This is a genomic window from Hydrogenophaga sp., assembly GCF_018780385.1.
In the GTDB taxonomy this organism is placed as follows: domain Bacteria; phylum Pseudomonadota; class Gammaproteobacteria; order Burkholderiales; family Burkholderiaceae_C; genus Hydrogenophaga.
Window position 1 is genome coordinate 90,168 of record NZ_JADMJO010000048.1, and the last position, 24,664, is coordinate 114,831.

Sequence of the window (24,664 nt, forward strand, 5' to 3'; positions counted from 1 at the left end):
CTCCTAGTTCGAGACGAAGGTCATCACGCGACGGATCACTTCCGTGTTGCGCAGCACGCGGTGATGGCCCAGGCCACGCGTTGCCTTGAACTGAGCGCCGGGCAGCGCGGCAGCCAGGGCCAGGCCATGCTCGAACGGGATTTCCGCATCGGTCTCGTCGTGCACCAGCAGGGAGGGCAAACGCGCCTGACGCGCCATCTCCACCACCGACATGCGGCTCCAGTCGAAACGACCTCCATGGCGCAGCACGAACATGTCGCGCACGCGTTCGTGGACGGCTGGGGTGAGTCCCACGTGGCGGGCGAAAAGGTCCACGAACCAGCTGCAGTGGCTGAAGGAGCTGATCAACACGAAGCGCGTGGTGTCCAGACCCCAGTCCCGCGCGGCGAACAAGGCCATGGCGGCACCAAAGGAGTGGCCGATCACGGCGTGCAGCGGCCCCACCTGGCGCGCCACGGTGGCGACAGCACTGGCGAACTCCACCATGTCCGTCGTGCGACCCGACGATCTTCCATGGGCAGGTGCATCGAATGCGACCACACGGAAGCCCGCAAGCAACAGCGGCTGCACCATGCGCCCCATGTGGGTGGCGTTCGAACCCCAGCCGTGCACCAGCAGGACCGTCGGTCCCTGTCCCCATTCGTAGACCTCAAGCTCGCCCGCTCCGCAGGACACACGGCGCGTGCGGGTCTTCGGGCGCAGCGCCGCATGCCAGCGGCCCATGGCTGCGCGGGGCGGGGTTGCGAGTTGGCGATAGGCCAGGTGTGCCGCCGCGGCGGGTGCCAGCTGGCACAACACGCGGTAGATGCGGCGAACCGCTGGCACGGCGGGTGTTTCTGCAAAGCGGCCCACACGGGTTGGCGCTGCTGCGGGTCGTGCCACGGCGGGTGCCGGTGCCGGGCTGTCGGGGTGGGTGGAAAACAGGTACCTCATGGGACATTCCTTGCGGTGGGACCCCGCACGGGGGTGCGGGGATGTCGGTGAATCTACCGACGCCCCGCGTGTTCGAACATGTGAAATTGGTCATGCCCCACCCGATGCGCGGGGCCGCGACGGTGGCTGCGGTGGGGTGTCTACAGGCTTTGAAGAGCGCCGAGCAACTGAGCGCCGGACACGGGCTTGATCAGCAGCGGCAGCCGATGGCGCGCCGCGGCTTCGCGCAGCGGCGCATGTGTTTCCCCGCTGATCAGCAAGACCTTGTGACCACGCTCTTGAAGCGTCAGCGCGAGGTCGAGGCCCGACGCGGCATGGGGCAGGCGCACATCGCAGATGGCCACTTCGCCGAACGAAGCCTGCTTCAGGGCTTCGGTGGCGGTTTCGACATGCAGCACCTCCAGGCCCCAGGTGGTGAGCTGCTCGCGCGTGGCTTCGGCCACCAGCGAATCGTCTTCCACCAGCAGCACGCGCTGTGAGGCGAAGGGCATGGCGGGCAAGGGAGAGCCGTCCATGGGCAGCAATGCTCCCGGCATCGACGAAACGTCCTGCTCGATGGGGGGCACCAGTTCGGCGTCGGATGGTGCATGGGCTCGCGGCAACGCGACCGTCATGCAGGTGCCTTGACCCAGTGCCGAGCGCACCGTGATGTCGCCATTCATCAAAAGCGCCAGGCGCCGCGCAATCGCCAATCCCAGTCCCAGTCCCTGGCGGCGGTCGCGCGCGTCGTTGTCCATCTGCACGAATTCTTCGAAGATGCGCGCCTGCCCCTCGGTTGCAATGCCCACGCCTGCGTCGCGCACCTGCAACCGCCAGTGCGTGCGCCCGGCACGCAAGGCCACCAGAACCGTGGTGCCGTGCGGCGAGAACTTGATCGCGTTGTCCATCAGGTTCGACAGAACGCGCACCAGCATCAGCCCATCGGCCATGGCGTACGCCTCCCTCCGCACCAGCGAGACGATGCGCACGCCCGCCGCTTCTGCCACGGCGCTGTGCTGGCGCACCAGGCTGTCCACCAGGGGGGCGATTTCGGTTGGCCGCAGTTCGGCCCGTACCACACCCGAATCCATGCGCGTGAGATCCAGCACCTGGGACAACAGGTCGTCCAGCGCCCGCCACGATTGCGAGATGCCTTCAACGGCGCGCAAAGCTGCACGGTCCTGCGTGCTGTCGGCCAGTCGCGCCAACGGCGAGAGGTACAGACCGATGGCGTGCACGGGTTGCCGCAGGTCGTGGCTCACCGCCGCAAAAAAGCGCGACTTGGCCAGGCCCAGTGCCGCCAGGGTGTTGGCCGCTGCTTCAGCGCGTCGCCTTTGTTCCACCTGGCGCATCACACCGATCTCCTGCGCGCGCGAGAGAAAGATCATGGTCACCGTCATGAGGAGGCCGCCGATGCCCATCATCACCAGCAGCGGGTTGCCGTGCAGCCCGTCCACGATCAGGCGGATCGACGTGGGGAGCACCGCCAGGCACAACGCGATGGTGGTCCGCACCACATCGCCGGTAAGCCGAACCGCAATCAGGGTCGCATTGCCCAGCAGATAGCTCATGAGCACGGCGAGGATCGGTACGTTGTCGGGCACGTAGAGGAACCAGCAGGAACTGCCCACGAAAGACATCAGCACCCACATGTAGATGCGGTAAACCCGGCGGCGCTGCGTCTTGGGCAAGGCACGGAAAGCTGGCCGATTCACATGCCACCAGCGAAGCACACCCATGCTCGCAATGATCGAGAACCACAGTGCGGGCTGCTGCCAGGGCAGCGCTGTGGCGAACATGAACACGCACAGCAGCTCGCAGGCACGCAGTGCCCACAGCGAGGCCACGGTGTGTGCGCTGTCCTCGGGGTCGGGTGCTTCGTCCCGCTGCGCCATCACAGGCTGTCCGCGTCCAGCTGCGCCGCCTGTGTGCGGTTGGTCACCTGCAGGGCCTTGAAGATTTCGCTCATGTGGTTTTTCACCGTGCCTTCGCTGATGCCCAGCGTGCGCGCAATGAGCTTGTTGCTCATGCCCTGGCGGAGCAACTGGCGCACCTCTTCCATGCGAGGCGTGAGCGCCACATCAGGACGCCTGGACTCCGGTGCCCGGTGTGCAAATGGCAGCTTCCCACCGCGCAGCGCCACTTCAATGGCGCTGCAGATCTGTTCGGACGGTGCGCTCTTGGGCACAAAGGCATGCACGCTCGGGATGTCCAGCGTGCGCCGCACCACGTCGGGTGAGGTCAGCGCCGAAATCACAACCAATGGCAGGTCGGGATGGCTGTGGGCGAGTTCGGCCAGCCGGAAGCCCCTTTCCATGCCCGGCATGTTCAGGTCCACCAGTGCGAGCTGGGCGGGCGGGGTGGCGCGCGCGGCGCGCATCAGCGCATCTCCGTCCCCCGCTTCCAGAATGCGCACGCATCCCAGCACTTCGCACACCAGGCTGCGCATGCCGTCGCGCACGAGCGCATGGTCGTCGGCGATGAGCACCGTGAACTCCTGGGCGCAAGGTTCATCGTGAAGGGGGCACAGGTCTGCAGTCACCTTCGGATCCTCGCTCTTGGCTTTCGTGCGGTCTTCGCAATGCGTGCGTCCGTATGGCAATGCGTGCGAATTCGCGCGTGCCTCAGACCGGCGGCTGGTGTTGCGTGGTGTGTGCGAATACGCAGGTCCCGCGGCCATGATCCAGGCGCCAGATGTCGGTGTAACGGCTCAACGGCCGGTGCCGGGCGAATCCGCTTTCCACGCGGGCATGGCCGTGAGCAGGGCGCGCGCCATCTGGCGCGCAGCGCCCAGGTCCAGGCCCTGCTGGCGCACGAGGTACTCGGCATTCGCTTGCAGGACTTCTTCGAAGGGGCGCAACCGGCCTGCGTCGTCCCCACAGGTGCTGCAGAAGGTCGCACCCGGCAGGCCACCCGCGAAGTCGGCCGGTTCGCGCATGGGAAAACCGCAGGAGCCGCAGGAAGGACAGTGTTCGGACAGGGCCATGGGACATCTCCTCAAGGTTGAAGCACTTCAAGCAATTGGGCCTTGAGCTCGGCGCCGCGCTGAGCTACCACGCTGTGCCCAGGGGCGAACAGGTCTCGGTTGATCAGGTAGTGGTTGGTCAGCGCGATCCACAGGTTGGTCAATGCCACCGGGTTCATCGCACGCGCCGTGCCCCGCTCGACATCCCTCGCATGGGCCTGGCGCAACCGGCTGCCCACGGCCGACTGAAGCGCAAACACGCGTGCGCGCGCAGACGGTGGCAGCGCAGTGGCCTCGCGCAGCAGCCGCGTGTAGAGCAACTCGTGTTCCCCCAAAGCGAGCAGGTGCGCGTCGAGCACATCGGCCACGCCGCAGGTCTGTGCCGGCAGGTTCGACAGGCGCTGCGACATGGCCTCACCGATTTCTGCGACCAGGGCCTCCACCAACACATCGCGGTTGGCGAAATGCACAAACACCGTGCCGTGCGCCTTGCCGGTGGCCTGGGCAATGGCCGCGGTGGTGGCGCCGGCAAAACCGTGCTCGGCCACCACTTGAAGGCCTGCCTGCACCAGTTGCTGGCGCGTGGTTTCGCGTTGACGTGCCCGGGGACGCGCAGCAGTCGAGGCGGCGGGATGTTCGGATTTTCGTGTGTTCATTGAGCAGTAACTCACTGAGTTAATACTCATTATAATCACACCTTCCACTTTTCGTTGATGTATTCATTGGCGCGAACTTGTTCGTTTATCGGTGCGGATCGATACTGTTTCCGCACAAGACCCAACGGCAGGCCCCCTGTTCAAGCGCTGCCCTTGTCACCCGAGAGGAAGCAGCCATGGCTCTGAAGTGGTCCACCGAATGCGTGCCCCCGGCACAGCGCTTTGATCAGTGGCGCGAAGCGTGTCGCCATCACGTCTACGCATTGAGCCCGGAGCGCCGGACACGCCACCCATTCCAGGGGAGCATCGCCAGGCACCAACTGGGCATGTCGGATGTGATCGACATCGTGTGTGAAGGGCACCTCGTGCAGCGCCGCGAAGAGGACATCCACGACAGCCCGGGCGACACCTATTGCGTGTACCTGCAAAGGCGAGGGAGTGCCTGGTTTGAACAACAGGGCCAGCGCTGCGTGGCCGAAGCAGGCGACATCGTGTTCGTCGACCCCCATCGGGCGTTCAGCACCGGCACCGCCGGCGATTTTGATTTTCGGCTCTGGCGCATCGAACGAGCGCGCCTGCGCCCGTTGCTCGCCACGCGATCCGGCGAAATGCCCATGCGCAGGATGGGCAGCGGAGGCGCGAGCGAACTGATCGCGAGCTGGCTGGACACGCTGTTGCACCAGCACGAAAAACTTTCACCCAACAGTCTGGACCTGGCTTGCAACACCCTGTGTGCTCTGGTGGCGGACGCTGCGGGCGCCCATCCAGACCAACGCGACAGCAGCCGCCTGGCGCGTCGGCAGGCGTTGTTGCAGCGCGTGAAGCGTCATGTGGAGCAGCATTCATCCGACATGGGACTGACGCCCGCGAGCGTGGCCGCCACGTTCGGGGTTTCGGTGCGAACGCTGCACCAGCTCTTCACGCTCTCGGACGGCAGCTTTCACGAGTACCTGACCAGCGCTCGCCTGGGCCATGCGCATGCGCTGCTTCGCGACCCTCAAGCGCTCCACATGGACACGGCCGGCATCGGTTTCGCTGCGGGCTTCGGCGAGGTATCGACCTTCTACCGGCGCTTCAAGCAGCGCTATGGAATGACCCCGTCTGAATGTCGATGGCATGACGTCAAGAGCCATGACGGTGCGAGCACGGCGGTGCCCATGGCTCTTTGAACAAACATGTCTACTTTCCTCCAGCGGATGGAACGCTTTCGCGGAAGAACACATAGCCACCGTGATGGAAACGGGCACCACGAAACTCGCCGTCGGCTGTGAAGCCTGTGTCGTCGAGGTACACGATCCGATTTCCCTTGACCCAGTAGCGGCCCTGGTAGGCGTGTTTTTGCTGGCCACGCTGCTCGTCGTAGCGGCCATTCGGCAGAAGTTCATGACGGATGTGGCCATCCGCAGTCACCCACATCCCGAGGTGGGTGTGATGCCTTGGATCATCGTGATGGTTCGGCCCAGGGACCGGGTCGGGCGTGCGCGCACTCGTTTGCGCATGGGCTGAGAGGGATGCGGACAGCATCAGGATGGTGGAGCCCAGTGCACGGCGCAAGCTACCCCGCTGTGTGCCAGACAGCGTGCCTGCGGGAATGAAGTGGGTGGTGGTGTTCATGATCAGTTCACGACAGTCAAACCACGTTCGACCAACAATTCTTGAAGTGCCTGCGAAGCTTCGATCGCTCGCGGGAAGCCCGCGGGCACGGTGACCAGGTAGATCACTTCCTTCAGCTCTTGCGGCGAAACACCCGCGTCCAGTGCGTACCCCGCATGGGTCTTGTAAAAGCTGCGCAAGCCCAGCGCAGCAAACGCAGCGGTGGCAGACAACTGGCGCGTTCGTGCATCCAGCACCTGCCGACCCCAGACGTCCCCCAAGGCATAGCTCGCTGTTGCTTCGGCAAGGAACGGGAACTCCCGGCGCATGGCCTCAAAGACCGGCTGGGGTTTGCCGCTGTTCAACGTCGAGAGCACCTCCAGTCCGCGTTGGTAACGTGGGGTCATGGCCGTGGCGTTTGCCGGTGGTTCCGAGGTGTTGGCGACCGGCCTGGCCTGCGCCAAAGCACCGACGCTGGCCGCGCCGAGCATGACCGCCAGAAGCATGGCGCGCGGCGTGATGGAAAGACTTTGCATGGAGCACTCCTGTGAAGAAAGGGATGAGCGCTCAGTCTAGAAATGGCGGAGGGCCCCGGATGGCCCAAGGCTGTGGAGTGATTGCCTGATCCTTCAGGCGAAAAGGATCGTGCATCACGGTTGCTGGATCAGGCAATCCCGTTCGATGCGCGCCACCTATCGTCAGGCCCTCTTTCACCATTCACCAGGAGCTGTGGGCATGTCTCATTCAAATTCGACTCAGTTGGTCGTGGCAATCACCGGTGCCAGCAGTGGCATTGGGGCCGCCACCGCGCGCGTTCTCGCGGAACGCGGTGCGAAGGTGGTTCTCGGCGCTCGCCGTTTGAAGCGGCTGGAAGATCTGGCCACGCAGATCAGGGCGGGTGACGGCGTGGCCGACACGCGGGTGCTGGATGTCACGCAACATGCATCCGTCGAGAACTTCGTTGCCGAGACCATCGCGCTGCACGGACGCATCGATGTTCTAGTCAACAATGCCGGCGTCATGCCACTGTCTCGCATGGACATGCTCCAGGTGGAAGAGTGGAAGCGGACCATGGATGTGAACGTCATGGGTGTGCTTTACGGAATCGCAGCGGCGCTGCCCCACATGCAAAGCCAGGGGAGCGGGCACATCATCAACGTGGCGTCCATCGGAGCGCACCGCAGCTACCCAGGCGCGGGGGTCTACTGCGCGAGCAAGTTCGCGGTCTGGGCCATCAGCGATGCGCTTCGACAAGAACTGGTCGAGGAGAACATCCGCGTGACCACGGTATCGCCTGGAACGACGGAATCCGAACTCGCGGAACACATCTCGGACCCTGCAGCGGCTGAAGCAATGCGGGCATTTCGTGCAACCACCATCTCACCTGAGGCGATCGCAGAGGCCATCGCCTACGCCATCGCGCAGCCCGCAGAGGTGTCGATCAGCGAACTGGTCGTTCGCCCAACCCGAAGCCCTGACTGAACGCTTGCGCCGGGGTCGTCAATGCACGCGCTCGCCCAACAGGCGCACGCGGTCGCGTCCTGGCGGCGCGCCGAACATGCGCGCGTACTCCCGGCTGAACTGAGACGGACTCTCATAGCCCACATGGCGCGCCACCACCGCGGCGCTGGCGCACTCGGCCAGCATCAGCCGGCGGGCTTCCTGCAGGCGAAGCTGCTTCTGATACTGAATGGGCGTGAGTGCGGTCACGGCCTTGAAGTTCTGGTGCAGTGATGATTCGCTCATGTGAACCGCCTTCGCCAGATCGGCCACCCTCAAAGGCTCGCGATAGCGGTCGCGCATCCATGAGATCACCCTGGCCACCCGCTGGTCGTAGGTGTCCGGGGTGGCCGTGCGGGCCAATCTCCAGCCGTTGGGTGACGTGAGAAGTCGGTACAGGATCTCTCGCTGGATCAAGGGCGCCAGGGCTGGGGCATCGTGGGGCGCATCCAGCAAACGGATGAGTCGGTGGGTTGCCTCGATCAGCTCCATGGAACTGTCTTCGGTGTACATGCCCGAGGCGCTTCCAGCGTTGGATGGCTCGGCTGGTCGGCCAATGTCCAGCAAGAGCGATGCGATCTGCTGCGCCGAGAGCGACAAGGCGATGCAGAGGTAGGGGGTCATCGAATCGGCCTCAAGCACCTGGCCCGACATCGGCAGGTCTTGCGACACCACGAGGTGCCGCATGGGTCCGTAGTTCAACACCTGATCGCCGATCAACACCCGCTTGCGGCCTTGAACGATCAAACAAACGGAGGGCTCGTACAGGGCGTACAAGGGCTCGTTGGGCCGATCAAAACGGTACAGCTGAAGCCCCGGAACACAGGTGGCGTTGGCGCCCTGCCTCGGGGCGAGCCGCAGCACGCGCTCCACCAGGGAATCTTGAGCACTCAGGGTCATGTCACGGCCTCCAGGTTGTGCTGGGTCGAAATTGGGCACCGCTTCAAGGGTACAAGCTGCTCGACCAGGAACGACCACCGCTGGACGATCCGGCAATGGGTTCGTGCGTTTGGGCAATCGCTTTGCGGCCACCCATCGTTCATCGAATCTTAAAAAGCCCAAAAAGATGTTCATCTGCGGTTGCCAGCATGGGAACGTGCGAGTGAAGACGCTTCCTCCACGATCCCCTGTTCATGACCACCGAGGCAACCACCATGACCCATTGGACGACTTCCAACATCCCACCCCAAGACGGTCGCACGGTCGTCGTGACCGGCACCGGTGGCCTTGGATTCGAAGACGCGTCAGCGCTCGCACGCGCTGGTGCACACGTCATCATCGCTGGGCGCAATCCGAAGAAGGGCACAGAAGCCGTTGCGCGGATTCGGCAGAGCGTGTCCAAGGCGCATGTGGGTTTCATGGCGCTGGATCTCGCCAGCCTCGATTCCATCGAGGCATTCGGCGAGAGCCTGCGACGCTCACTGGACCGCGTGGATGTGCTGATCAACAACGCGGCCGTGATGTCACCCCCGATGCGCCAGGTGACGGCGGACGGATTCGAATTGCAGTTCGGCACCAACCACCTGGGTCACTTTGCGTTGACTGCCCAGCTCATGCCGCTGTTGCGCAAAGGCAATCAACCGCGCGTCATCAGCCTTTCAAGTGTCGCCGCCCGCAGCGGCGCGATCGACTTCGACAATCTGCAAGCGGAACGAAGCTACAAGCCGATGCCGGTCTACAGCCAATCGAAGCTGGCTTGCCTGATGTTCGCCCTTGAACTGCAACGCCGCAGCGATGACGCTGGCTGGGGCATCCAGAGCATCGCAGCCCATCCCGGCATTTCACGCACCGATCTGTTGCCCAACGGCGCAGGCACCTGGAGCGTTCCCGGCGTGATGCGTCGGACCCTGTGGTTTTTGTTTCAGCCGGCGGCACAGGGAGCATTGCCGACGCTTTTCGCAGCGACATCGCCCCAGGCTCAGGGCGGCATGTACTACGGGCCAGACAAACTCGGTGAAACCCGGGGCCATCCGACCATCGCCAAAGTCCCTCCACAGGCGATGGATCCGGGGGCCGCTGCAAGGCTGTGGATCGAGTCGGAACGGTTGACCAACGTTGAGTTCCCTCTGGCGAAGAGCAGGGTTCCGGCATCCCTGCGTCCGATCGAGGAATCCTTGGGGAGGGTTTGACCAGCCATGCATGGCGTACGACTTCCCCAAGCAGAAGCGCTCGATCAATGCGCCTTTGAACCGGGATGTTCAGCAGCGGCGGACCGGGCAAAATCCACGAAGGCCTTCATGGCGGCGGATAGAAAGCGTTGTCGCGGATAGTAAAGATAAGGAGGACCGATGCCCGGCGACCAACCCTCCAGGACGCGCACCAGTTCCCCGGTAGTGAGTTCGCGCTCGACATACTTCTCGTGAACATACGCCAGGCCCCCGCCCGCCACCGCGGCGTTGACCGCGACCTGCGCATCATTGACAACCAGCCGTGGTGTGCCCGTGTCAGGAGCAATGTGGCGGCGCTGGAAATCCCAGGTTTGCAGTCCTCCACCTGGAAATCGTCGCCGGATGCAATCATGTCCAGCAAGGTCACGCGGGGACTTGGGTATGGGACGGCGTGAAAAATAGGAAGGGGCGCCGACCACTGCGTAGCGCTGTGGCGCACCGATGCGAACGGCCACCATATCCTGTTGCAGATCCTTGTCGATGCGCACGCCTGCGTCGAAACCATCGCGCACGATGTCCGTCATTGCCGCGTCAGCGGTGATCTCGATGGAGACACCAGGATGCATCGACACGAAGCGAGCGGCCAGACCCGCCAGCAAGAATTGAGCGACAGGTGCAGGGGCGTTGATCCTGAGAGAGCCCAAGGGTGATCCGCGGTGCTGGTTGAGTCGCTCCAAGGCCTTGTGAATCAGCGCCAAACCTGGCTCCAACTGGCCGAGCAACTCCAACCCGGCTGCGGTGGGGGTGACGCTGCGTGTCGTTCTGGTCAGAAGCGTGACACCCATCTGTTCCTCCAGCCGGCGAATCGTCTGACTTATCAGCGACACGGAGACATCGCGTTGGGTCGCCACGGCGCGGAAGCTTCTGTGTCTTGCTACCGCTGCAAAAACGTCGAGATCCGGCAGGACAGATCGGGTCATTGTTTACTCCTGTTAAACACGTCATGCAGGATTATTCACCTAGTCCTGGCCGACGTCGGCTCTTACGATCTGGCCATTCGTAAAGGACCAGACGCCATGAAAACGAGCTCCAAAATCGCCCACTTCGCACTCTGGGCAGCCGCGCTTCTTTCCTCGGCTTCGCAAGCACAGCAGTCCCCTCGATGGGAGCAGGCAGCACCGGCCGGCGTCGCCCGCCAGGAGCTGTACCCTGAAGTGCTGGACGGCAAGATCTATGTGGCTGGAGGCCTGCTCAGCCCCAACACAGGGTATTCGGCACACTTCGAGGCCTGGGACCCAACTCAAGCGCGCTGGACTCGTCTGGCCACCCTTCCCGAAGCCCGACATCACATCGCCCTCGCTGCCGCGAATGGCCGTCTGTGGGGCATCGGTGGGTTCAGCGGAGGGTTCCCGAATTGGCGCGCCCAATCCAGCGTGTTCTGGTATGAGCCCGCTGCCGACCGCTGGCACAAAGGTCCTCACTTGCCTCAAGCGCGTGCAGAAGGCGTCGCTGCAGCTGTTCATGGAAAGGTCTATTTGATCGGCGGTCGCGTGCCCGCGGTCGCTGGTGCCAGCCACTTCAATGATCATCAAGATTCCGTTGCGGTGGAAGTTCTGGACCCTGCGAGCGGACGCTGGAGTCGGCTGCCCGATGCTCCAACGGCTCGCAACAGCGCCGCCTCTGCGGTGATTGATGGGCGCATCTACGTCGTCGGGGGACGCAGCGCACGCAAGCAGGCAGACGGAACGCTGAGTCAGATCAACGTGCCGACGCTCGAAGTGTTCGATCCCGTCAGCAACACATGGACGGCTCGCAAGCCGATGCCGCAGGCACGCGGCGGACTGGCGGCGGCCGCGCACCGGGGCAAGCTGTACGTATTCGGAGGCGAGCAATGGGTGCCCGAGCAGAAAGTGTTCGCCGACAGCTGGGTGTACGACCCCGTCAAAGATCGCTGGGATGCACTGCCGCCCATGCCCACCGCGCGTCATGGCCTCGGCGCCGCCACCTTGAACAACCGCATCCATGTTTTTGGTGGTGGCCTTCGGGTGGGAGGCAACGCGGCCAGTGACGTTCACGAGGTGCTGGTACTCGATGGCACCCCATGACCCAACACCCACTTGAACTGTCCAAATCAGGAGTTTTATGTCCACCGACAACCCCCACTTTTCCAGCCACCGTCGCCAGTTGCTGCAGCGCGGCCTTGGTGTTGCCGCGGCCATTCCACTGGCACTCGCCGCTTCGCCCAGCGGCGCGCAAACCGCTGTGCCTGCCACCCCAAACCAGGCCCCTCCGCCAGGTGTTCTGACGAAGACGATTGCGCGTACCGGCGAATCGGTATCGGCACTGGGCCTCGGTACATTTCTGACATTTGACGTTTTGCCCGGGCAACCTCGCTCAAATCTGCGCGACGTCGTCAAAACATACTGGGATGGAGGCGTGCGGGTGCTCGACACGTCGCCGCTGTACGGCAGCGCTGAAAACACGGTCGGCGATTTCGTGACCAGTCTTGGCATCAACGATCGGATATTCATAGCCAACAAGCTGTGGACCACAGGCGAATACCTGACGGACGAAAGCCATGCCTTGCGCAGCTTTGAACAATCGCAACTGCGCCTGTGGCGCCAACGTTTTGACCTGATGCAGTGCCACAGCATCGTGAACGCCGACGTCGTGGTGCCGCTGCTGAATGCCTGGAAGAAGGAGGGGCGTACGCGGCTGGTCGGCATCACGCACCACGAGAGTTCTCAGCACGACCTGCTGGCAACGTGGATTGGCAGGGGTGCGGTTGATTTCGTCCAGGTGAACTATTCGATCTTCAACCGGAGTGCAGAGCAGCGAGTGCTGCCCGCAGCCCAGCAGCATGGCGTCGGTGTGCTTGTGAACATGGCCATGGAAAAGGGTCGTCTGCACAAGGCGGTTGAAGGTCAGCAGGTTCCGGGATTCGCTCGTGAAATGGGCATCGACAACTGGGCGCAGTACTTTCTGAAGTATGTGATGTCCCACCCAGCCGTCACCTCCTGCCTGAGTTCGACGTCGAATCCCGCGCACGCCTTGGAGAACGTCGGCGCTTTGCGCGGCCATCTGCCTGACGCTGCGATGCGTGAACGCATGGTGCGCCACCTCGAACGCTTGCCGGCGTTTGCACAGATTGCGTCTGTGCCCTGGTATCCGGGCAAGGATCAGCAATACCAGGGCTTCATCCGCCGCGGCCAGGCATCGTTGCGGGCGCGCAGCTGAACAGAGCGCGCCCGCTGAAACCCTGGCCTGTGACCAGGCAGTTCATCAAACCTTAATCCTGTTAACGGCTTCTTAAAGCCGACTGGTCAATATCGCCTCAAGCAAGGCATGCCCGGGTTGACCAGGTCAGAAGCACGAGGCGCAGGGACATCGTCGCTCTGGGACCTCACACCGAAAGTCGGAAATGAAAACTTCAATGCAAACACGGGCAGATCGCGCGCCTTGTGCCTTACTGGCCTTGCTGGTCCCCGCACTCCTGTCCGCCTGCGCTCAGATTCCAACGAGCACGGTGGCCGAGTCACAGTTCGGAGCGCTGTCTTGTGCGGAGTTGATCCAGCAAACAGAAGAAGCAAAGGCGACGGTGGCCGCAGCAGATCAGGCCAGGAGTGATTCCTGGAACGCGGTTCTGCCGTTCATTGTGGCGGCCCGATACGGCCAGGCTTCATCGGCCTCCAGCGAAGCAGGGCGGCGACTGACCCTGCTGGCGGAGCAATCTGCCCGGTTGGAGTGCGCTCGGTAGGTGTGGTTCAAAACCTCTGATTTCCAAGCCCCACCCTCTCCAAGGCTTGTTCACACCCACCGCTCGCGAGGGCGGTGGGTGCTTTTTTTCGTTCCGCGTCTGCGCTGGGTTGCCCTGAGTTTTCGCCCACCCGGCGATCGTTTGGCTCCATGGCAGAAAAGTCCCTCGCCGCGACGCAACCAAGCTCGACCGTCTCGACGCGGATGTGAAGATTCCGTCCATGGGATCGGCAGCGGGCGGGACTGATGAACACTCCTGGTTAATCGATTCTTAATGAGCCCAATAAGTTGTTCATCGCACTGCCTCAGCATGTGGCTCTGCCAACGAACGACATCCCGTCCGAGTTGTTGCAGAGAAGGAGGCCACGCTGTGCCAGACATTGCCCTTGAACGGATGAACAACGCAACCCGCAAGGACGCAGCATGAACCTGCAACGCAGACACTGGCTGCGCATGGGTACTGCGCTGGCACTGGCGGGCAGCCTGCCCATGCGAGCGTTCGGAGACACGTTCTCCGACGACATCCCGTCCTTCAGAACGCTCGACATCGACTGGGAAGACACCCGGCGCCAACGCCTGGTGCCGGTGCGGCTGTACATGCCGCAAGCGCGGCAGTCGGTGCCACTGGTGGTGTTCTCGCACGGCATCGGTGGCTCGCGCCTGGGCTACACATGGCTGGGCCAATGCTTCGCGCGCCACGGCATTGCCAGCCTGCATCTGCAGCATGTGGGCAGCGACCGACAGCTCTGGGGCGGCAACATCTTCAACATCGTCGGCCGCCTGCAGAACGCCGCCCAGGAAGGGGAAGCCATCGCCCGCGCGCAGGACATCCGCTTTGCGCTCGACACGCTCCTGATGGGTGATCTGGCACCACGCATCGATGCCAACCGTATCGTGGCTGCAGGACACAGCTATGGCGCCAACACCACGCTGCTCGTCAGCGGCGCGAGCGTCGAACGCGATGGCCGCGTGATCGAACTTCGCGACGACAGGGTGCGCGCCGCCATCGCCATCTCGGCACCGCCTTTTTATGGTGAAGCCGAGCCGCGCAAGATCCTGCAGACGGTGACGGTGCCCAGCCTGCACGTCACATCCACCGACGACATCATTCGCATTCCGGGCTACTACAGTGGCGCCGACGACCGGGTGGCCGTGTTCGACGCCATCGGCAGCGAGCGCAAGTGGCTCGCGGTGTACGCAGGTGGCTCACACAGCATGTTCACCGATCGCGGCAACAGTGGCGGTGCTCTCAACCCGAAAGCAAAACAAGCCACAGGCGCTCTTGCTGTGGCTTTCGTGAGTGCTGTGCTCGACGGTGACGCGCGTGAAATAGCCACGTGGGCCGAGCGTCACGCGACCATCCTGGCGCGCTTTTCGGTCGTGGGCGCGGGGTGACGGGCGCCCGCCCTCAGATCGCCAGCAGATCGCGCACGCCGTAGAGCGTGGCCAGTTGGTTCAGGCGACTGGGCCAGCCGCTCACACGCAACACCTTGCCGCGGGTGATCTGCCCGCGGCGCACTGCCAGCAACAGCGCCAATGCCGATGAGTCGAACACATTCAACGACGCGGCGTTGAGCACGACCCCTGCGCGTGGGTGGAGCGCCGTTTCCCGGTCCAACCGCGCCAATATCAGCGTGGTCTCGGCAAGGGTCAGGCGCTCAGGCAGTGTGAGCGTGAGGGTGTATTGGCTCATGAATGCTCAGCGGGTCTTTGCCATGTTTGACTTGTTGCGCTGGACCAGCGACGCGATCAGGCCGTCGATGCCCTTGGCGTTGATCTCTTGCGCGAACTGGGTGCGGTAGGTTTCCACCAGCCAGACGCCGAGCACGTTGATGTCGTAGATTTTCCAGCCGCCAGCCGTCTTTTCCATGCGGTAGTCAAGCTGGATCGGGTCGCCCTTGCCGCGCACTTCGGAGCGCACCACCACCTCGGTGTCTTCGGGCTTGGAGCGCATCGGCTTGAAGGTCACGGTCTGGTCCTTCACCTCGCCGAGCGCGCCGGCATAGGTGCGCACCAGCAGTGTCTTGAACTCGTCCTGCAACTGCTTCTGCTGCTCGGGTGTGGCCTGGCGCCAGTGGCGGCCGACCACGGAAGCGGTCATGCGCGTGAAGTTCACGTTGGGCATGATCTGCGAGTCCACCAGCGCCACGATGCGGTTCACCTCGCCCGCCTGGATTGCCGGGTCGGCCTTGATGGTGGCCATCACCTCGGTGGACAGGCGTTTGAGCAGCGCATCGGGTGACTCGTCCTGCGCCAGGGCGGGAATGGAGAAAGCGCCTGCGGTGGTGATCAGCAGGGCGGCGAGCCAGGAGTGGCCTCTTTTCATCGTTGGATTCCTTTCATTGGTTGACCATGTCGTCGATTTGCCCTTGGCGGCGGTTGAGGTACAGGTCTCGGGTGAAGCTGTATTTGTCGAGCGCGGCCTCTTCCAGCAGCGTGGTGGCGCGCAGGAGGCCTGCACGGGTGTCGACGACACGCAGCGCGGTGAGCGCGTTGCGCGCCGACACATCGTTCATGCCCGAGACCAGGTCCACGCTCATGTCGACCACCAAGCCGGTGCCATCCCGCACCGACGAGGGGCCGAAAATCGGCAGTACCAGGTAGGCGCCCGCTGGTGCACCCCAGCGGCCCAGGGTCTGGCCGAAGTCCAGGCGGGTGCGCGGGATGCCGGCTTCGGTGGCAATGTCGAGCAAGCCCGCCAGACCGAACACCGAGTTGACGCTGAAACGCATCAGGTTTTCGGTCGCTTCGCGTGGGCGCAGCTGAAACGCCGCATTGGCCGACGACCACAGGTCGCCCAGGTTGCCAAAGAAGTTGCTCACGCCGGTTTGCACCGGGCTGGGTGTGACGTCTTTGTAAACGGTGGCCACTGGCTTGAGCACCGCCGTGTCGACGGCGTCGTTGAAGCGGTAGACCCCGCGGTTGAACGGCTCCAGCGGATCGCGCGGATTGGCATCGGGGCCGGTGGCGCAACCCACCGTGCAGACCAGCAGCAAGCTGGCAAGACACACGCGCCCGAAGCGCTGGTCTGAGGCAAAGAGGGGTTTCAATTTCATGAAGGTTCCTGAAACGGTGGGTACCGCGTTATGGTTTGGGCGCTGCATCGCCACTGTCCGCTGCGCTGTTGAACAGAAACTGGCTGATCAGGTTCTCCAGGATCACCGCCGATTGGGTCTGCGTGATCACGGCGCCCGCGGCGATGTTCTCGGCGTCACCGCCGGGCTCGATGCCGATGTACTGCTCGCCCAGCAGACCGCTGGTGAGGATCTTGAGCGAGCTGTCCTTGGGAAAGGCGTAGCGCGATTCGAGTGCCAGCGTGATGTTGGCCTGGAAGGTCTTGTCATCGAAGGTGATGGACTCCACCCGACCCACCACCACGCCCGCGCTGCGCACGGCGGCCTTGGGCTTGACGCCACCGGCGTTGTCAAAGCGCCCCACCACCTGGTAGGTCTTCTCGAAGTTCAGGCTGAGCAGGTTGGCCGACTGCAGGGCCAGGAACAGGATGGCCGCTGCGCCGATCAGCACGAACAGGCCGACCCAGATGTCGTTTTTGGAAGTTTGCATGTTGATCTCCGGGTAACGCTCAGATGCTGAACATCGTGGCGGTGAGAATGAAGTCCAGCGCCAGCACGGTGAGCGAGGCCATCACCACGGTGCGGGTGGTGGCGCGTGAAACGCCTTCGGGCGTGGGGTGTGCGCTGTAGCCCTGGAGCAAGGCGATGAAGGTCACGGCGAAACCGAACACCACGCTCTTGACGACGCCGTTGCCCACATCGGCCCAGACGTCCACACCGGCCTGCGTCTGGCTCCAGAAGGCGCCCCCGTCCAGGCCGAGCATGAGCACGCCCACCACCCAGCCACCGATCACGCCCACCGCGCTGAAGATGCCGGCGAGCAGGGGCATGGCGATCACGCCGGCCCAGAAACGCGGGGCCAGCACGCGGCGCACCGGGTCCACCGCCATCATTTCCATGGCGCTGAGTTGTTCACCGGCTTTCATGAGGCCGATCTCGGCCGTGAGCGAGGTGCCGGCGCGACCGGCAAACAGGAGCGCCGTGATCACGGGGCCGAGTTCACGCACCAGCGAGAGCGTGACCAGCAGGCCCAGCGCTTCGGTGGCGCCGTAGATGCGCAGCGTGTAGTAGCCCTGCAGGCCGAGCACGAAGCCCACGAACAGGCCCGAGACACCGATGATGGCCAGCGAGTGGTTGCCCAGGAAGTGGATCTGGTCGCGCAGCAGCACCGGGCGGCGCAGGGACGCGCCCAGCAGCCACAGCAGGCGCGCCATCAGGCGCGTGCCGGTACCGATGTCGGTGATCTGGCTGCGCACCGCGAAGCCCAGGCGAGAGATCCACATCAACGTCATACCAGCTCAATCCCGAGGGGGTTGTGCCCGTCGCCGAAGTCATCTTCGAGACTGGGGCCAGGGTGATGGAAGCGCACGGGGCCATCGGGCAAGGCATTGACGAACTGTTTGACCAGCGGGTCTTCGCTGTGGCGAACCTCGTAGGGCGTGCCCTGGGCGGCAATTCTCCCGTTGGCCAGCACAACCACGTGATGAGCAATGTGCAGTGTCTCGTCCAGATCGTGCGAGACCACGATGCTGGTGAGACCCATGGCGTCGTTGAGCTGGCGGATCAGCCGCGCCGTGGTGCCCAGCGAGATCGGGTCCAGCCCGGCGAAGGGCTCGTCGTACATCACGAGTTCCGGATCAAGCGCGATGGCGCGGGCCAGCGCCACGCGCCGGGCCATGCCGCCCGAGAGTTCGCTGGGCATGAGGTCGCGCGCACCGCGCAGGCCCACCGCGTTGAGCTTCATCAGCACGATGTCGCGCACCAGCGGTGGCGGCAGATCGGTGTGTTCGCGCAGCGGAAAGGCGACGTTGTCGAACACACTCATGTCGGTGAACAGCGCGCCAAACTGGAACAGCATGCCCATGCGCCGGCGTGCGGCGTACAAGGCCTCAGATCGCATGACGGTCACGTCCTGGCCGTCGAACAGGGTCTGGCCTTTCTGTGCGCGCAGTTGCCCGCCAATCAGGCGCAGCACCGTGGTCTTGCCGCCACCAGACGCGCCCATGAGTGCCGTGACCTTGCCGCGAGGCACGGTCAGCGTGATGTTGTCGAGGATAGCGCGCTCGCCGTACCCGAAGGTGAGGTTGCGCAGTTCGACCAGGGGAGGTGTGTTGTCGGTGGGCATTCAACAAGATCCGATGAATGTTCAGAAGCGGTAGAGATAGCCCACGCGCAAGCCGGTCTGGCTGGAGCGGTCGATCAGCGGACTGTCCTTGATGCCATCGCCCAGGCGCGTGCTTCGCAGATCGAGAAAGACGTTCTGCTTGGGCGACAGGGTGTAGTCGATGCGCAGCCCCACCTCCATGTTGATGGTCGAGTCGCCTTCGTATTGGGGCCGGCCCGGGATCGCCTCGGACGCGTTCACGCCGTAGTAGTACCCCACGTACTCCTGGTCCAGGTGAACGGCCGCCAGGCGGGGCGTGAAGCTGAACTTGCCTGATACAAAGCGGCGGTCTGCCTGCAGCTTGAACTGGCGGCCTTCGCTGTTGCTCGATGCATCGCCCATGAGTTCGGCCGACAGATTGACGAAGGGCGTGTGCCAGGTGGCCTGACCGCCGATCCACACCCCGTCCTCGCGTTCGGCCATGCCCGCGAGATACGGTGAGTCGGACGCCTCAAAACCCTCCATGGCGTAACGCGCCTTGAGCCGGAAGGAGACCGGCCCGGCGGGAGGCAACTTCAGTTCAACGCCGGGGCCCATCACGCGCACCCAGTAGTTCTCGAAGTAGATCAGCGGGATGCCCTGGGTGTCGTTGCCCATGTCGCGGTAGGCCTCCCGCTGAACATCCACACCCAGCCCGATGCCCCATTGAGATTCGCCGCGCTTGAACGGGGGCTCCTGCGCGAGGGCGCCGGGGGACGTCATCGCGGCAGCCAAGGTCAACAGGCCCGCAGGCAGGCTTGTTGCAAGTCGGACCTCCGAGCGTGGGTGTGATGGAAGGGCGGTAGGTGTCATGGGCAATTGCTCCAGTTAGGAAAAAGACTCAGGGGAATCAGCGGTTTTCGCTGGCGGATCAGACGGCCGATCGCCGTCATGAATGGGGTGGCTGCGGTTATCGGGGGTCAGCGGGCCGGCCAGCAAGCGGTGGCGTGTTGTCGAACCGCACAGCACAACAGCGCCAGCCAACTTCGCTGAACGTGCCGTGCACCCCGTGATCGTTTTTCCCATGGCCTTCTGCATCTGACCTGTGCACACTGCAGAGGTCCTGTGTGATGCCATCGTGACCCGTCGGCTTTAAGAACCTGTTAGGGGGATGAAGGATTCATGAAGGATCCGCGAGTCGCAGGCGCTTTGCCCTGCGGGCGGGCGCCGCGTTCGCTGCGTGCCTTCATAAGCTGTTCATCGCCAAGATTCACAATCAAACGAGTGGGGCGTGTTGCCCGTGGGACTTTTTGATCATGCATCTGTTGCTCGTGGAAGACGACGCCATGCTCGCTGATGCGGTGTGCGAAGGCGCACGCCAGAACGCCTGGCAAATCGACCATGTCGGTGATGCAGCCGGCGCGCGCCTCGCACTGATCGATCATGCGTACACCGTCGTGCTGCTGGACATTGGTTTGCCTGGAGAGTCCGGTTTGTCGGTGCTCAAGGCCATGCGTGGCCGCTACGACGTGACGCCTGTTTTGATGCTGACCGCACGAGGCCAGCTGAGCGAACGCATTCAGGGTCTGGACGCTGGCGCGGATGACTACCTCGTCAAGCCCTTTCAGGTTGATGAGCTGTGGGCGCGGGTCCGCGCAGTCATCCGCCGCAGCCAGGGGCGCGTTGTCCCGGTGTTCACCTACCGCGACATCCAGCTCGACCGCGGCAAGCGCCTGGTGACGCGCGCTGGCAAACGCGTGTCCCTGAGCGCTCACGAGTACCGAACGCTGCTGGCTCTGTTGGAACGCCCTGGCCATGTGGTCACGCGCGCTCACCTGGAAGATGTGGTGTACGGAAGCAGCAGCACCATTGAGAGCAACACGATCGCGGTTTTCATCTACCAGCTGCGGCGCAAACTGGGTGAAGACCTGATCACCACCCTGCACGGACATGGCTACATGATCGGTGAGGCCCTGCCGTGAATTCGCTGCAAGGCTATGTTCTGAGGGTGCTGGCCGGCACCATCCTGTTGAGTTGGTCGGTTGCATTGGGTGCGCTGTGGCTTTTCCTCCAGCACAGCGAAACCAGCATCGCCGACAACGGGCTCAAGAACTTTGCCACGCGCATCCTGCAGGCCATGCCGGCCAACAAGGACATCGGCTTCTCGGAGCCCGGGCTTCAGCCCAAGGCTTCGTCCCTGTCTGACGATCCGAAGCTGGCCTTCCAGGTGTGGGGTGACCGAACACGGCTCATCGCCGAAACACCGGGCGCGCCCATCTCGGCATTGAAGCCCGATTTTGTCGACGGTTTTGCCAGCCTGATGGTGGGCGAAGATCGCTGGCGCGTGTACTCGATATCCGACAGTGCCCACCGAAAGTTCGTGCAGGTGGGCAGGTTGCACAGCGAACTTGACGCCGAACTGCGACGCAAGGCGCTTGTCGCGCTGGGTGTCATGACGACGCTGGTGTGTTTTGTGGGCTTGTTGACTTTTCTCGCTGTGAAGTGGTCGCTGCGGCCGGTCGTGGCCTTGGAGGACACACTGCGACGTCGAGCCAAGTTCGATCTCACACCGCTGTCGACGACGACTCTTCCCACCGAACTTCAACCGCTGGTGGAGTCTTTCAATCATGTGCTGCTGCAACTGGATGAAGCGGTCGAAAGCGAGCGCCGGTTCATAGGCGACGCAGCCCACGAGTTGCGCACGCCCCTGGCCGCGCTGCAGGCCCAGGCACACGTCGCCTTGCATGCGCGCACGGCTCCCGAGAAAGACGCGGCACTGGTCAAACTCATTGCGGTTGCCGAACGCAACACGCGTCTGTCCGAGCAATTGCTCGATCTCGCACGCCTGAATGCCGGTGGGCATGCGCCACAGCGCGAAATGGCCGACTTGAGCGAACTGGCACTTCATGTGGCGCGAGAGTTTGAGGTGTTTGCCGAGACGAACCATCGCACGCTGGCACTGGACATCGCCCCCTCCCACATCGCATGCAACATCGACGAAATCGGCATTCTGTTGCGCAACCTGGTGGACAACGCACTGCGCTATACCCAGACGGACGGGAGGGTTCACATCCGCTGCGGTTGTGTCGATACCGACGCCGGCCCGGCAGGCTACGTGGAGGTGGCCGACGACGGACCTGGCGTGCCCGCCAGCGAACGCGAGGCGATCTTTCGCCGGTTTCATCGAGTGCCGGGCAATGGTGGGCGCGGCAGTGGGATCGGTCTGTCGTTGGTGGCAGGGATCGCCCGGTTGCACATGGCAACGATCGTCACGGGCACGGGGATTGATGGCGAAGGCTTCAGCGTCCGTGTGCAGTTTCCTGCGGTGGACATGCCCGCTGCAGACACGCCGGCCTGATCCCCCTGCGTGGGGTTTTTCAAGCGGGTTGAAACAGGCGCAGGAAGCGCTCATCGCTGGCGTAGGCGACGTTCACACGCATGCACGGGCGCGCGGAATGGCGGTCCGGAAAAAAGACAGAGCCTGGCGAGACGAAGATGCCTTCGGCGGCGGCGCGACGCACCAGGTCGATTTCCGTTTCGCCGCCCGGCAACTCGGCCCACACGTAGTAGCCCCCTGTGTAAGGCGACAACAGCCGCAGGCCGGCACGTTCCATGGCCGGCAACGAAAGGCGTTGCGCGACATGGAGACGCGCCTTCAGCCGTGTGAGGTGCCGCCGGTACTGACCGCCATCGATGAGCTGGCTGACCACGCGTTCGACAAAATCCGAGGTGGAGACCAGCGTCACCATCTTGAGGTCGCACAAGTCGTTGATGATGGCGCTGGGCCCGGCGATGAAGCCCACGCGCAGGCCGGCCGAGAGCGTCTTGGAAAAGCTGCTCACATAGATCACGCGGTCGAGCTGGTCCAGCGCCGAGAGGCGCGGCGCGCTGGCCGGCATGAGGTCGGCAAACGGGTCGTCCTCGACGATCTGGAGGTCGTGTTGTGCGGCGAGTTGCAGCAACCGGTGCGCCTTGGCCAGCGAGAGTGACCCGCCGGTGGGGTTGTGCGCGAGTGATTGCGTGAAGAACACCTTGGGCCGGTGAGCCGCCGCCAGCGCGTGCAGGGCCTCAAGGTCCGGCCCGTCGGGCAGGCGCGGCACGCCCACCATGGTCACCTCGGCCAGCTTGAGCTTGCCAAAGAGTGGGTAGTAGCCGGGCGAGTCCACCAGCACCACGTCGCCCGGCCGCAGGAGTTGCCGCACGATCAGGTCCAGCGCGTGGTTGGCGCCCTGCGTCAGGAGCACTTGGCGCGCGTCGGCCTGGATCGACCGCTCATGGAGGAGGCGCGCGATGGTCTGGCGCAGTGGCAGGTAACCCCAGGGCGTGCCGTAGCCGTGTTCCAGCTGGTTCCAGGTGTTTGAACGCACGCCGCGCAGATGGCGGCCCAGCTCCGAGCCTTCCATCCACGTGGCGGGCGGTCGGCCGTCGCCCACGCGCACTTCGTAGTGCTGCTCGAGTTGCTCGCGCAACAGCGAGACCACGTCCACCGCTTCAACCAGGTGCGCAGCCGGCGCCTGAACGCGCGCGCCGGGGGCTTTGCGCGCGTAGTAGCCCGAGCCGGGCCTCGACTCGGCGTAGCCACGCGCGATCAGCCGGTTGTAGGCCTCCACCACGGTGTTGCGCGACACATCCTCCTTGTCGGCGCAGTCGCGCACGGAGCGCAGCCGCGTGCCCGCGGGCAGCAGGCCGTGGTCGATCGCCTGTGCGATGCGCTTCACCAGCGCTTCCACCTTGGTGTCGGGCGAGGCGTTGGCGTCAGAGGAGGGCGGGCGGTTTTGCAAGGCGCTGTCTCCATGAAGTGATGGGTACGGTTCTTTTATCCGTCACCAAACTGTACCCTTTGATTGCCATACCCGTCGATACACTTTGCCCGTCGTTGCCCTCGCCGGTGACGTCCACTGCCCGCCCGACGTGCGGGTGCAACAACCAGAATCGATAGGAGACAAGACATGACCCAGAAAACCGTTGCGCGCCGCGCGATGCTCAAATCTGCCCTGGCCGGGGCCGCCGTGGCCGGTCTGGCCGCTCCCCGTCTGGCCAGCGCCCAGGCCACCGTGACCTGGCGCATGCAGGCGCTGTGGGACGGTGGCACCACGCCGCAGAAGTTTGAAGAGCAGTTCGTCGCCCGCGTGGCCGAGCTCACGGGCGGACGCTTCAAGATCAACCTGTTCGCAGCCGGCCAGATCGTGCCGGCCGCGCAGGCTTTCGACGCGGTGCGCGGCGGTGCCTTCGAGATGATGAAGACCTTCGACGGTTACGAAGCCGGCAAGATTCCGGCCTTCGCTTTCACCTGCACCATTCCCTTCGGCTTTGCCGAGGCCGATGAGTACGAAGCCTGGTTCTACGAAAAGGGCGGCCTGGAAATGGCACGCCAGGCCTACGCGCCCGCCGGTCTTCATTACATCGCCCCCACCGTCTATGGCCAGGAGCCGCTGCACTCCAAGGTCCCGATCCGCAAGATTGCCGACCTGGCCGGCAAGAAGGGCCGCTTCGTCGGCCTGGCCTCGTCGGTCATGGGCGCTTTCGGCGTGGCCGTGACGCCGCTGCCCACGGGTGAGGTGTATTCCGCGCTCGACAAGGGCGTGATCGACATGGCCGACCGTGGCGACCTCACCGCCAACTTCGAGGCCGGCCTGGCCGAGGTGGCCAAGTTCATCATCGTGCCGGGTTTCCACCAGCCCACCACCGCCACCGCCTATGTGGCCAACCGCGCCGCGCACGACAGACTGCCCGCCGAGTTCAAGGCGGCGTTGGTGATGGCTGCACGCGAGGTGTCGGGCGCGCTGCGCCAGCGCATTCTGGTGAACGACGCTTCGGTGCTCGCCAAGTACCAGGCCAAGGGCTGCGAGATCATCCGCTTCAGCGCGGCCGACGTGGCCGCCGCGCGGCCCAAGGCCATTGAAGCCTGGCGCGCTGCCACCAAGGGCGATGCCCTGGCCAGCAAGATCCTCGACAGCCAGATCGCCTTCATGAAGGAACTCGGCCTGCTGGCCTGATCGCACGCGCCCCGCGCTGCC

26 protein-coding genes are annotated in these 24,664 nt (G+C 63.9%); 9 read left to right on the plus strand and 17 right to left on the minus strand.

The window, feature by feature from the left end:
- Positions 1-3 precede the first annotated feature (3 nt).
- The 5 genes from IV113_RS16180 to IV113_RS16200 form a co-directional block, all read right to left on the minus strand.
- Complete coding sequence (locus IV113_RS16180) at positions 4-933, minus strand: alpha/beta hydrolase (protein ID WP_291086963.1); 930 nt, start codon at positions 931-933, stop codon at positions 4-6.
- Between the two features lie 140 nt (positions 934-1,073).
- Entirely contained in the window at positions 1,074-2,807 is a 1,734-nt protein-coding gene (locus IV113_RS16185) for a hybrid sensor histidine kinase/response regulator (RefSeq protein WP_291086965.1), read from the minus strand.
- Positions 2,807-3,400 carry a response regulator transcription factor gene (locus tag IV113_RS16190; RefSeq protein ID WP_291086966.1) on the minus strand — a complete coding sequence of 198 codons (594 nt, stop codon included), beginning with the start codon at positions 3,398-3,400 and terminating at the stop codon, positions 2,807-2,809. Before IV113_RS16190 ends, IV113_RS16185 begins: the two co-directional genes overlap by 1 nt.
- A gap of 222 nt (positions 3,401-3,622) precedes the next feature.
- Positions 3,623-3,898 (minus strand): zinc ribbon domain-containing protein, encoded by a 276-nt coding sequence (locus IV113_RS16195; protein ID WP_291086968.1) that lies wholly within the window; start codon positions 3,896-3,898, stop codon positions 3,623-3,625.
- An 11-nt stretch (positions 3,899-3,909) separates the two neighbouring features.
- Positions 3,910-4,533 (minus strand): TetR/AcrR family transcriptional regulator, encoded by a 624-nt coding sequence (locus tag IV113_RS16200; RefSeq protein WP_291086970.1) that lies wholly within the window; start codon positions 4,531-4,533, stop codon positions 3,910-3,912.
- 176 nt (positions 4,534-4,709) lie between these two features.
- On the opposite strand from IV113_RS16200, the gene IV113_RS16205 reads away from it, so the two are divergent.
- Complete coding sequence (locus IV113_RS16205) at positions 4,710-5,702, plus strand: helix-turn-helix domain-containing protein (protein WP_291086972.1); 993 nt, start codon at positions 4,710-4,712, stop codon at positions 5,700-5,702.
- A 10-nt stretch (positions 5,703-5,712) separates the two neighbouring features.
- Here IV113_RS16205 and IV113_RS16210 read toward each other — a convergent pair whose 3' ends face one another.
- Both IV113_RS16210 and IV113_RS16215 read right to left on the minus strand, forming a co-directional pair.
- The gene (locus IV113_RS16210; RefSeq protein ID WP_291086974.1) at positions 5,713-6,147 is read right to left on the minus strand and encodes an Atu4866 domain-containing protein; all 435 of its coding nucleotides are present in this window, start codon (positions 6,145-6,147) and stop codon (positions 5,713-5,715) included.
- A 2-nt stretch (positions 6,148-6,149) separates the two neighbouring features.
- Positions 6,150-6,662 (minus strand): carboxymuconolactone decarboxylase family protein, encoded by a 513-nt coding sequence (locus IV113_RS16215; RefSeq protein ID WP_291086976.1) that lies wholly within the window; start codon positions 6,660-6,662, stop codon positions 6,150-6,152.
- 145 nt (positions 6,663-6,807) lie between these two features.
- Between IV113_RS16215 and IV113_RS16220 the strand changes: the two genes are divergently transcribed.
- Positions 6,808-7,608 (plus strand): SDR family oxidoreductase, encoded by an 801-nt coding sequence (locus IV113_RS16220; RefSeq protein ID WP_363318630.1) that lies wholly within the window; start codon positions 6,808-6,810, stop codon positions 7,606-7,608.
- Positions 7,609-7,626: 18 nt separating this feature from the next.
- Here IV113_RS16220 and IV113_RS16225 read toward each other — a convergent pair whose 3' ends face one another.
- Positions 7,627-8,526 (minus strand): AraC family transcriptional regulator, encoded by a 900-nt coding sequence (locus IV113_RS16225; RefSeq protein ID WP_291086978.1) that lies wholly within the window; start codon positions 8,524-8,526, stop codon positions 7,627-7,629.
- A gap of 233 nt (positions 8,527-8,759) precedes the next feature.
- Here IV113_RS16225 and IV113_RS16230 point away from each other — a divergent pair, with 233 nt between their 5' ends.
- Positions 8,760-9,755 carry an SDR family oxidoreductase gene (locus IV113_RS16230; protein WP_291086980.1) on the plus strand — a complete coding sequence of 332 codons (996 nt, stop codon included), beginning with the start codon at positions 8,760-8,762 and terminating at the stop codon, positions 9,753-9,755.
- A 44-nt stretch (positions 9,756-9,799) separates the two neighbouring features.
- Here IV113_RS16230 and IV113_RS16235 read toward each other — a convergent pair whose 3' ends face one another.
- Entirely contained in the window at positions 9,800-10,714 is a 915-nt protein-coding gene (locus tag IV113_RS16235) for a LysR family transcriptional regulator (protein WP_291086982.1), read from the minus strand.
- Positions 10,715-10,810: 96 nt separating this feature from the next.
- Between IV113_RS16235 and IV113_RS16240 the strand changes: the two genes are divergently transcribed.
- The 3 genes from IV113_RS16240 (at position 10,811) to IV113_RS16250 (ending at position 14,885) form a co-directional block, all read left to right on the plus strand.
- Entirely contained in the window at positions 10,811-11,839 is a 1,029-nt protein-coding gene (locus IV113_RS16240; protein ID WP_291086984.1) for a kelch repeat-containing protein, read from the plus strand.
- Between the two features lie 37 nt (positions 11,840-11,876).
- On the plus strand, positions 11,877-12,971 hold the full coding sequence (locus IV113_RS16245) for an aldo/keto reductase (RefSeq protein WP_291086986.1): 1,095 nt from the start codon (positions 11,877-11,879) through the stop codon (positions 12,969-12,971).
- 942 nt (positions 12,972-13,913) lie between these two features.
- Positions 13,914-14,885: a hypothetical protein gene (locus IV113_RS16250; RefSeq protein ID WP_291086988.1), complete on the plus strand. Its 972-nt coding sequence runs from the start codon at positions 13,914-13,916 to the stop codon at positions 14,883-14,885.
- Positions 14,886-14,898: 13 nt separating this feature from the next.
- Here IV113_RS16250 and IV113_RS16255 read toward each other — a convergent pair whose 3' ends face one another.
- From IV113_RS16255 to IV113_RS16285, 7 genes are read right to left on the minus strand one after another with little or no spacing between them, the layout of a single operon-like run.
- Positions 14,899-15,183 carry an STAS domain-containing protein gene (locus tag IV113_RS16255; RefSeq protein ID WP_291086990.1) on the minus strand — a complete coding sequence of 95 codons (285 nt, stop codon included), beginning with the start codon at positions 15,181-15,183 and terminating at the stop codon, positions 14,899-14,901.
- 6 nt (positions 15,184-15,189) lie between these two features.
- Positions 15,190-15,816 (minus strand): ABC transporter substrate-binding protein, encoded by a 627-nt coding sequence (locus IV113_RS16260; RefSeq protein WP_291086992.1) that lies wholly within the window; start codon positions 15,814-15,816, stop codon positions 15,190-15,192.
- Between the two features lie 13 nt (positions 15,817-15,829).
- Positions 15,830-16,546: a VacJ family lipoprotein gene (locus IV113_RS16265; RefSeq protein WP_291086994.1), complete on the minus strand. Its 717-nt coding sequence runs from the start codon at positions 16,544-16,546 to the stop codon at positions 15,830-15,832.
- A 28-nt stretch (positions 16,547-16,574) separates the two neighbouring features.
- Entirely contained in the window at positions 16,575-17,054 is a 480-nt protein-coding gene (mlaD, locus tag IV113_RS16270) for an outer membrane lipid asymmetry maintenance protein MlaD (protein WP_291086996.1), read from the minus strand.
- Between the two features lie 19 nt (positions 17,055-17,073).
- Positions 17,074-17,856 (minus strand): lipid asymmetry maintenance ABC transporter permease subunit MlaE, encoded by a 783-nt coding sequence (mlaE, locus tag IV113_RS16275; RefSeq protein ID WP_291086998.1) that lies wholly within the window; start codon positions 17,854-17,856, stop codon positions 17,074-17,076.
- Positions 17,853-18,689, minus strand: coding sequence for an ABC transporter ATP-binding protein (locus tag IV113_RS16280; protein ID WP_291087000.1), 837 nt, complete (start codon positions 18,687-18,689; stop codon positions 17,853-17,855). The genes mlaE and IV113_RS16280 overlap by 4 nt, the downstream gene beginning before the upstream one ends.
- A 21-nt stretch (positions 18,690-18,710) precedes the next feature.
- Positions 18,711-19,430, minus strand: a complete 720-nt coding sequence (locus tag IV113_RS16285) for a MipA/OmpV family protein (RefSeq protein ID WP_291087002.1) — start codon at positions 19,428-19,430, stop codon at positions 18,711-18,713.
- A 533-nt stretch (positions 19,431-19,963) separates the two neighbouring features.
- On the opposite strand from IV113_RS16285, the gene IV113_RS16290 reads away from it, so the two are divergent.
- Both IV113_RS16290 and IV113_RS16295 read left to right on the plus strand, forming a co-directional pair.
- The gene (locus IV113_RS16290; RefSeq protein ID WP_291087004.1) at positions 19,964-20,629 is read left to right on the plus strand and encodes a response regulator transcription factor; all 666 of its coding nucleotides are present in this window, start codon (positions 19,964-19,966) and stop codon (positions 20,627-20,629) included.
- Positions 20,626-22,005, plus strand: a complete 1,380-nt coding sequence (locus IV113_RS16295; RefSeq protein WP_291087006.1) for an ATP-binding protein — start codon at positions 20,626-20,628, stop codon at positions 22,003-22,005. Before IV113_RS16290 ends, IV113_RS16295 begins: the two co-directional genes overlap by 4 nt.
- 19 nt (positions 22,006-22,024) lie before the next feature.
- On the opposite strand, the gene IV113_RS16300 is transcribed toward IV113_RS16295, so the two are convergent.
- Positions 22,025-23,428 carry a PLP-dependent aminotransferase family protein gene (locus tag IV113_RS16300; RefSeq protein WP_291087008.1) on the minus strand — a complete coding sequence of 468 codons (1,404 nt, stop codon included), beginning with the start codon at positions 23,426-23,428 and terminating at the stop codon, positions 22,025-22,027.
- Positions 23,429-23,596: 168 nt separating this feature from the next.
- On the opposite strand from IV113_RS16300, the gene dctP reads away from it, so the two are divergent.
- Positions 23,597-24,643 carry a TRAP transporter substrate-binding protein DctP gene (dctP, locus tag IV113_RS16305; RefSeq protein WP_291087010.1) on the plus strand — a complete coding sequence of 349 codons (1,047 nt, stop codon included), beginning with the start codon at positions 23,597-23,599 and terminating at the stop codon, positions 24,641-24,643.
- Positions 24,644-24,664: the final 21 nt, after the last annotated feature.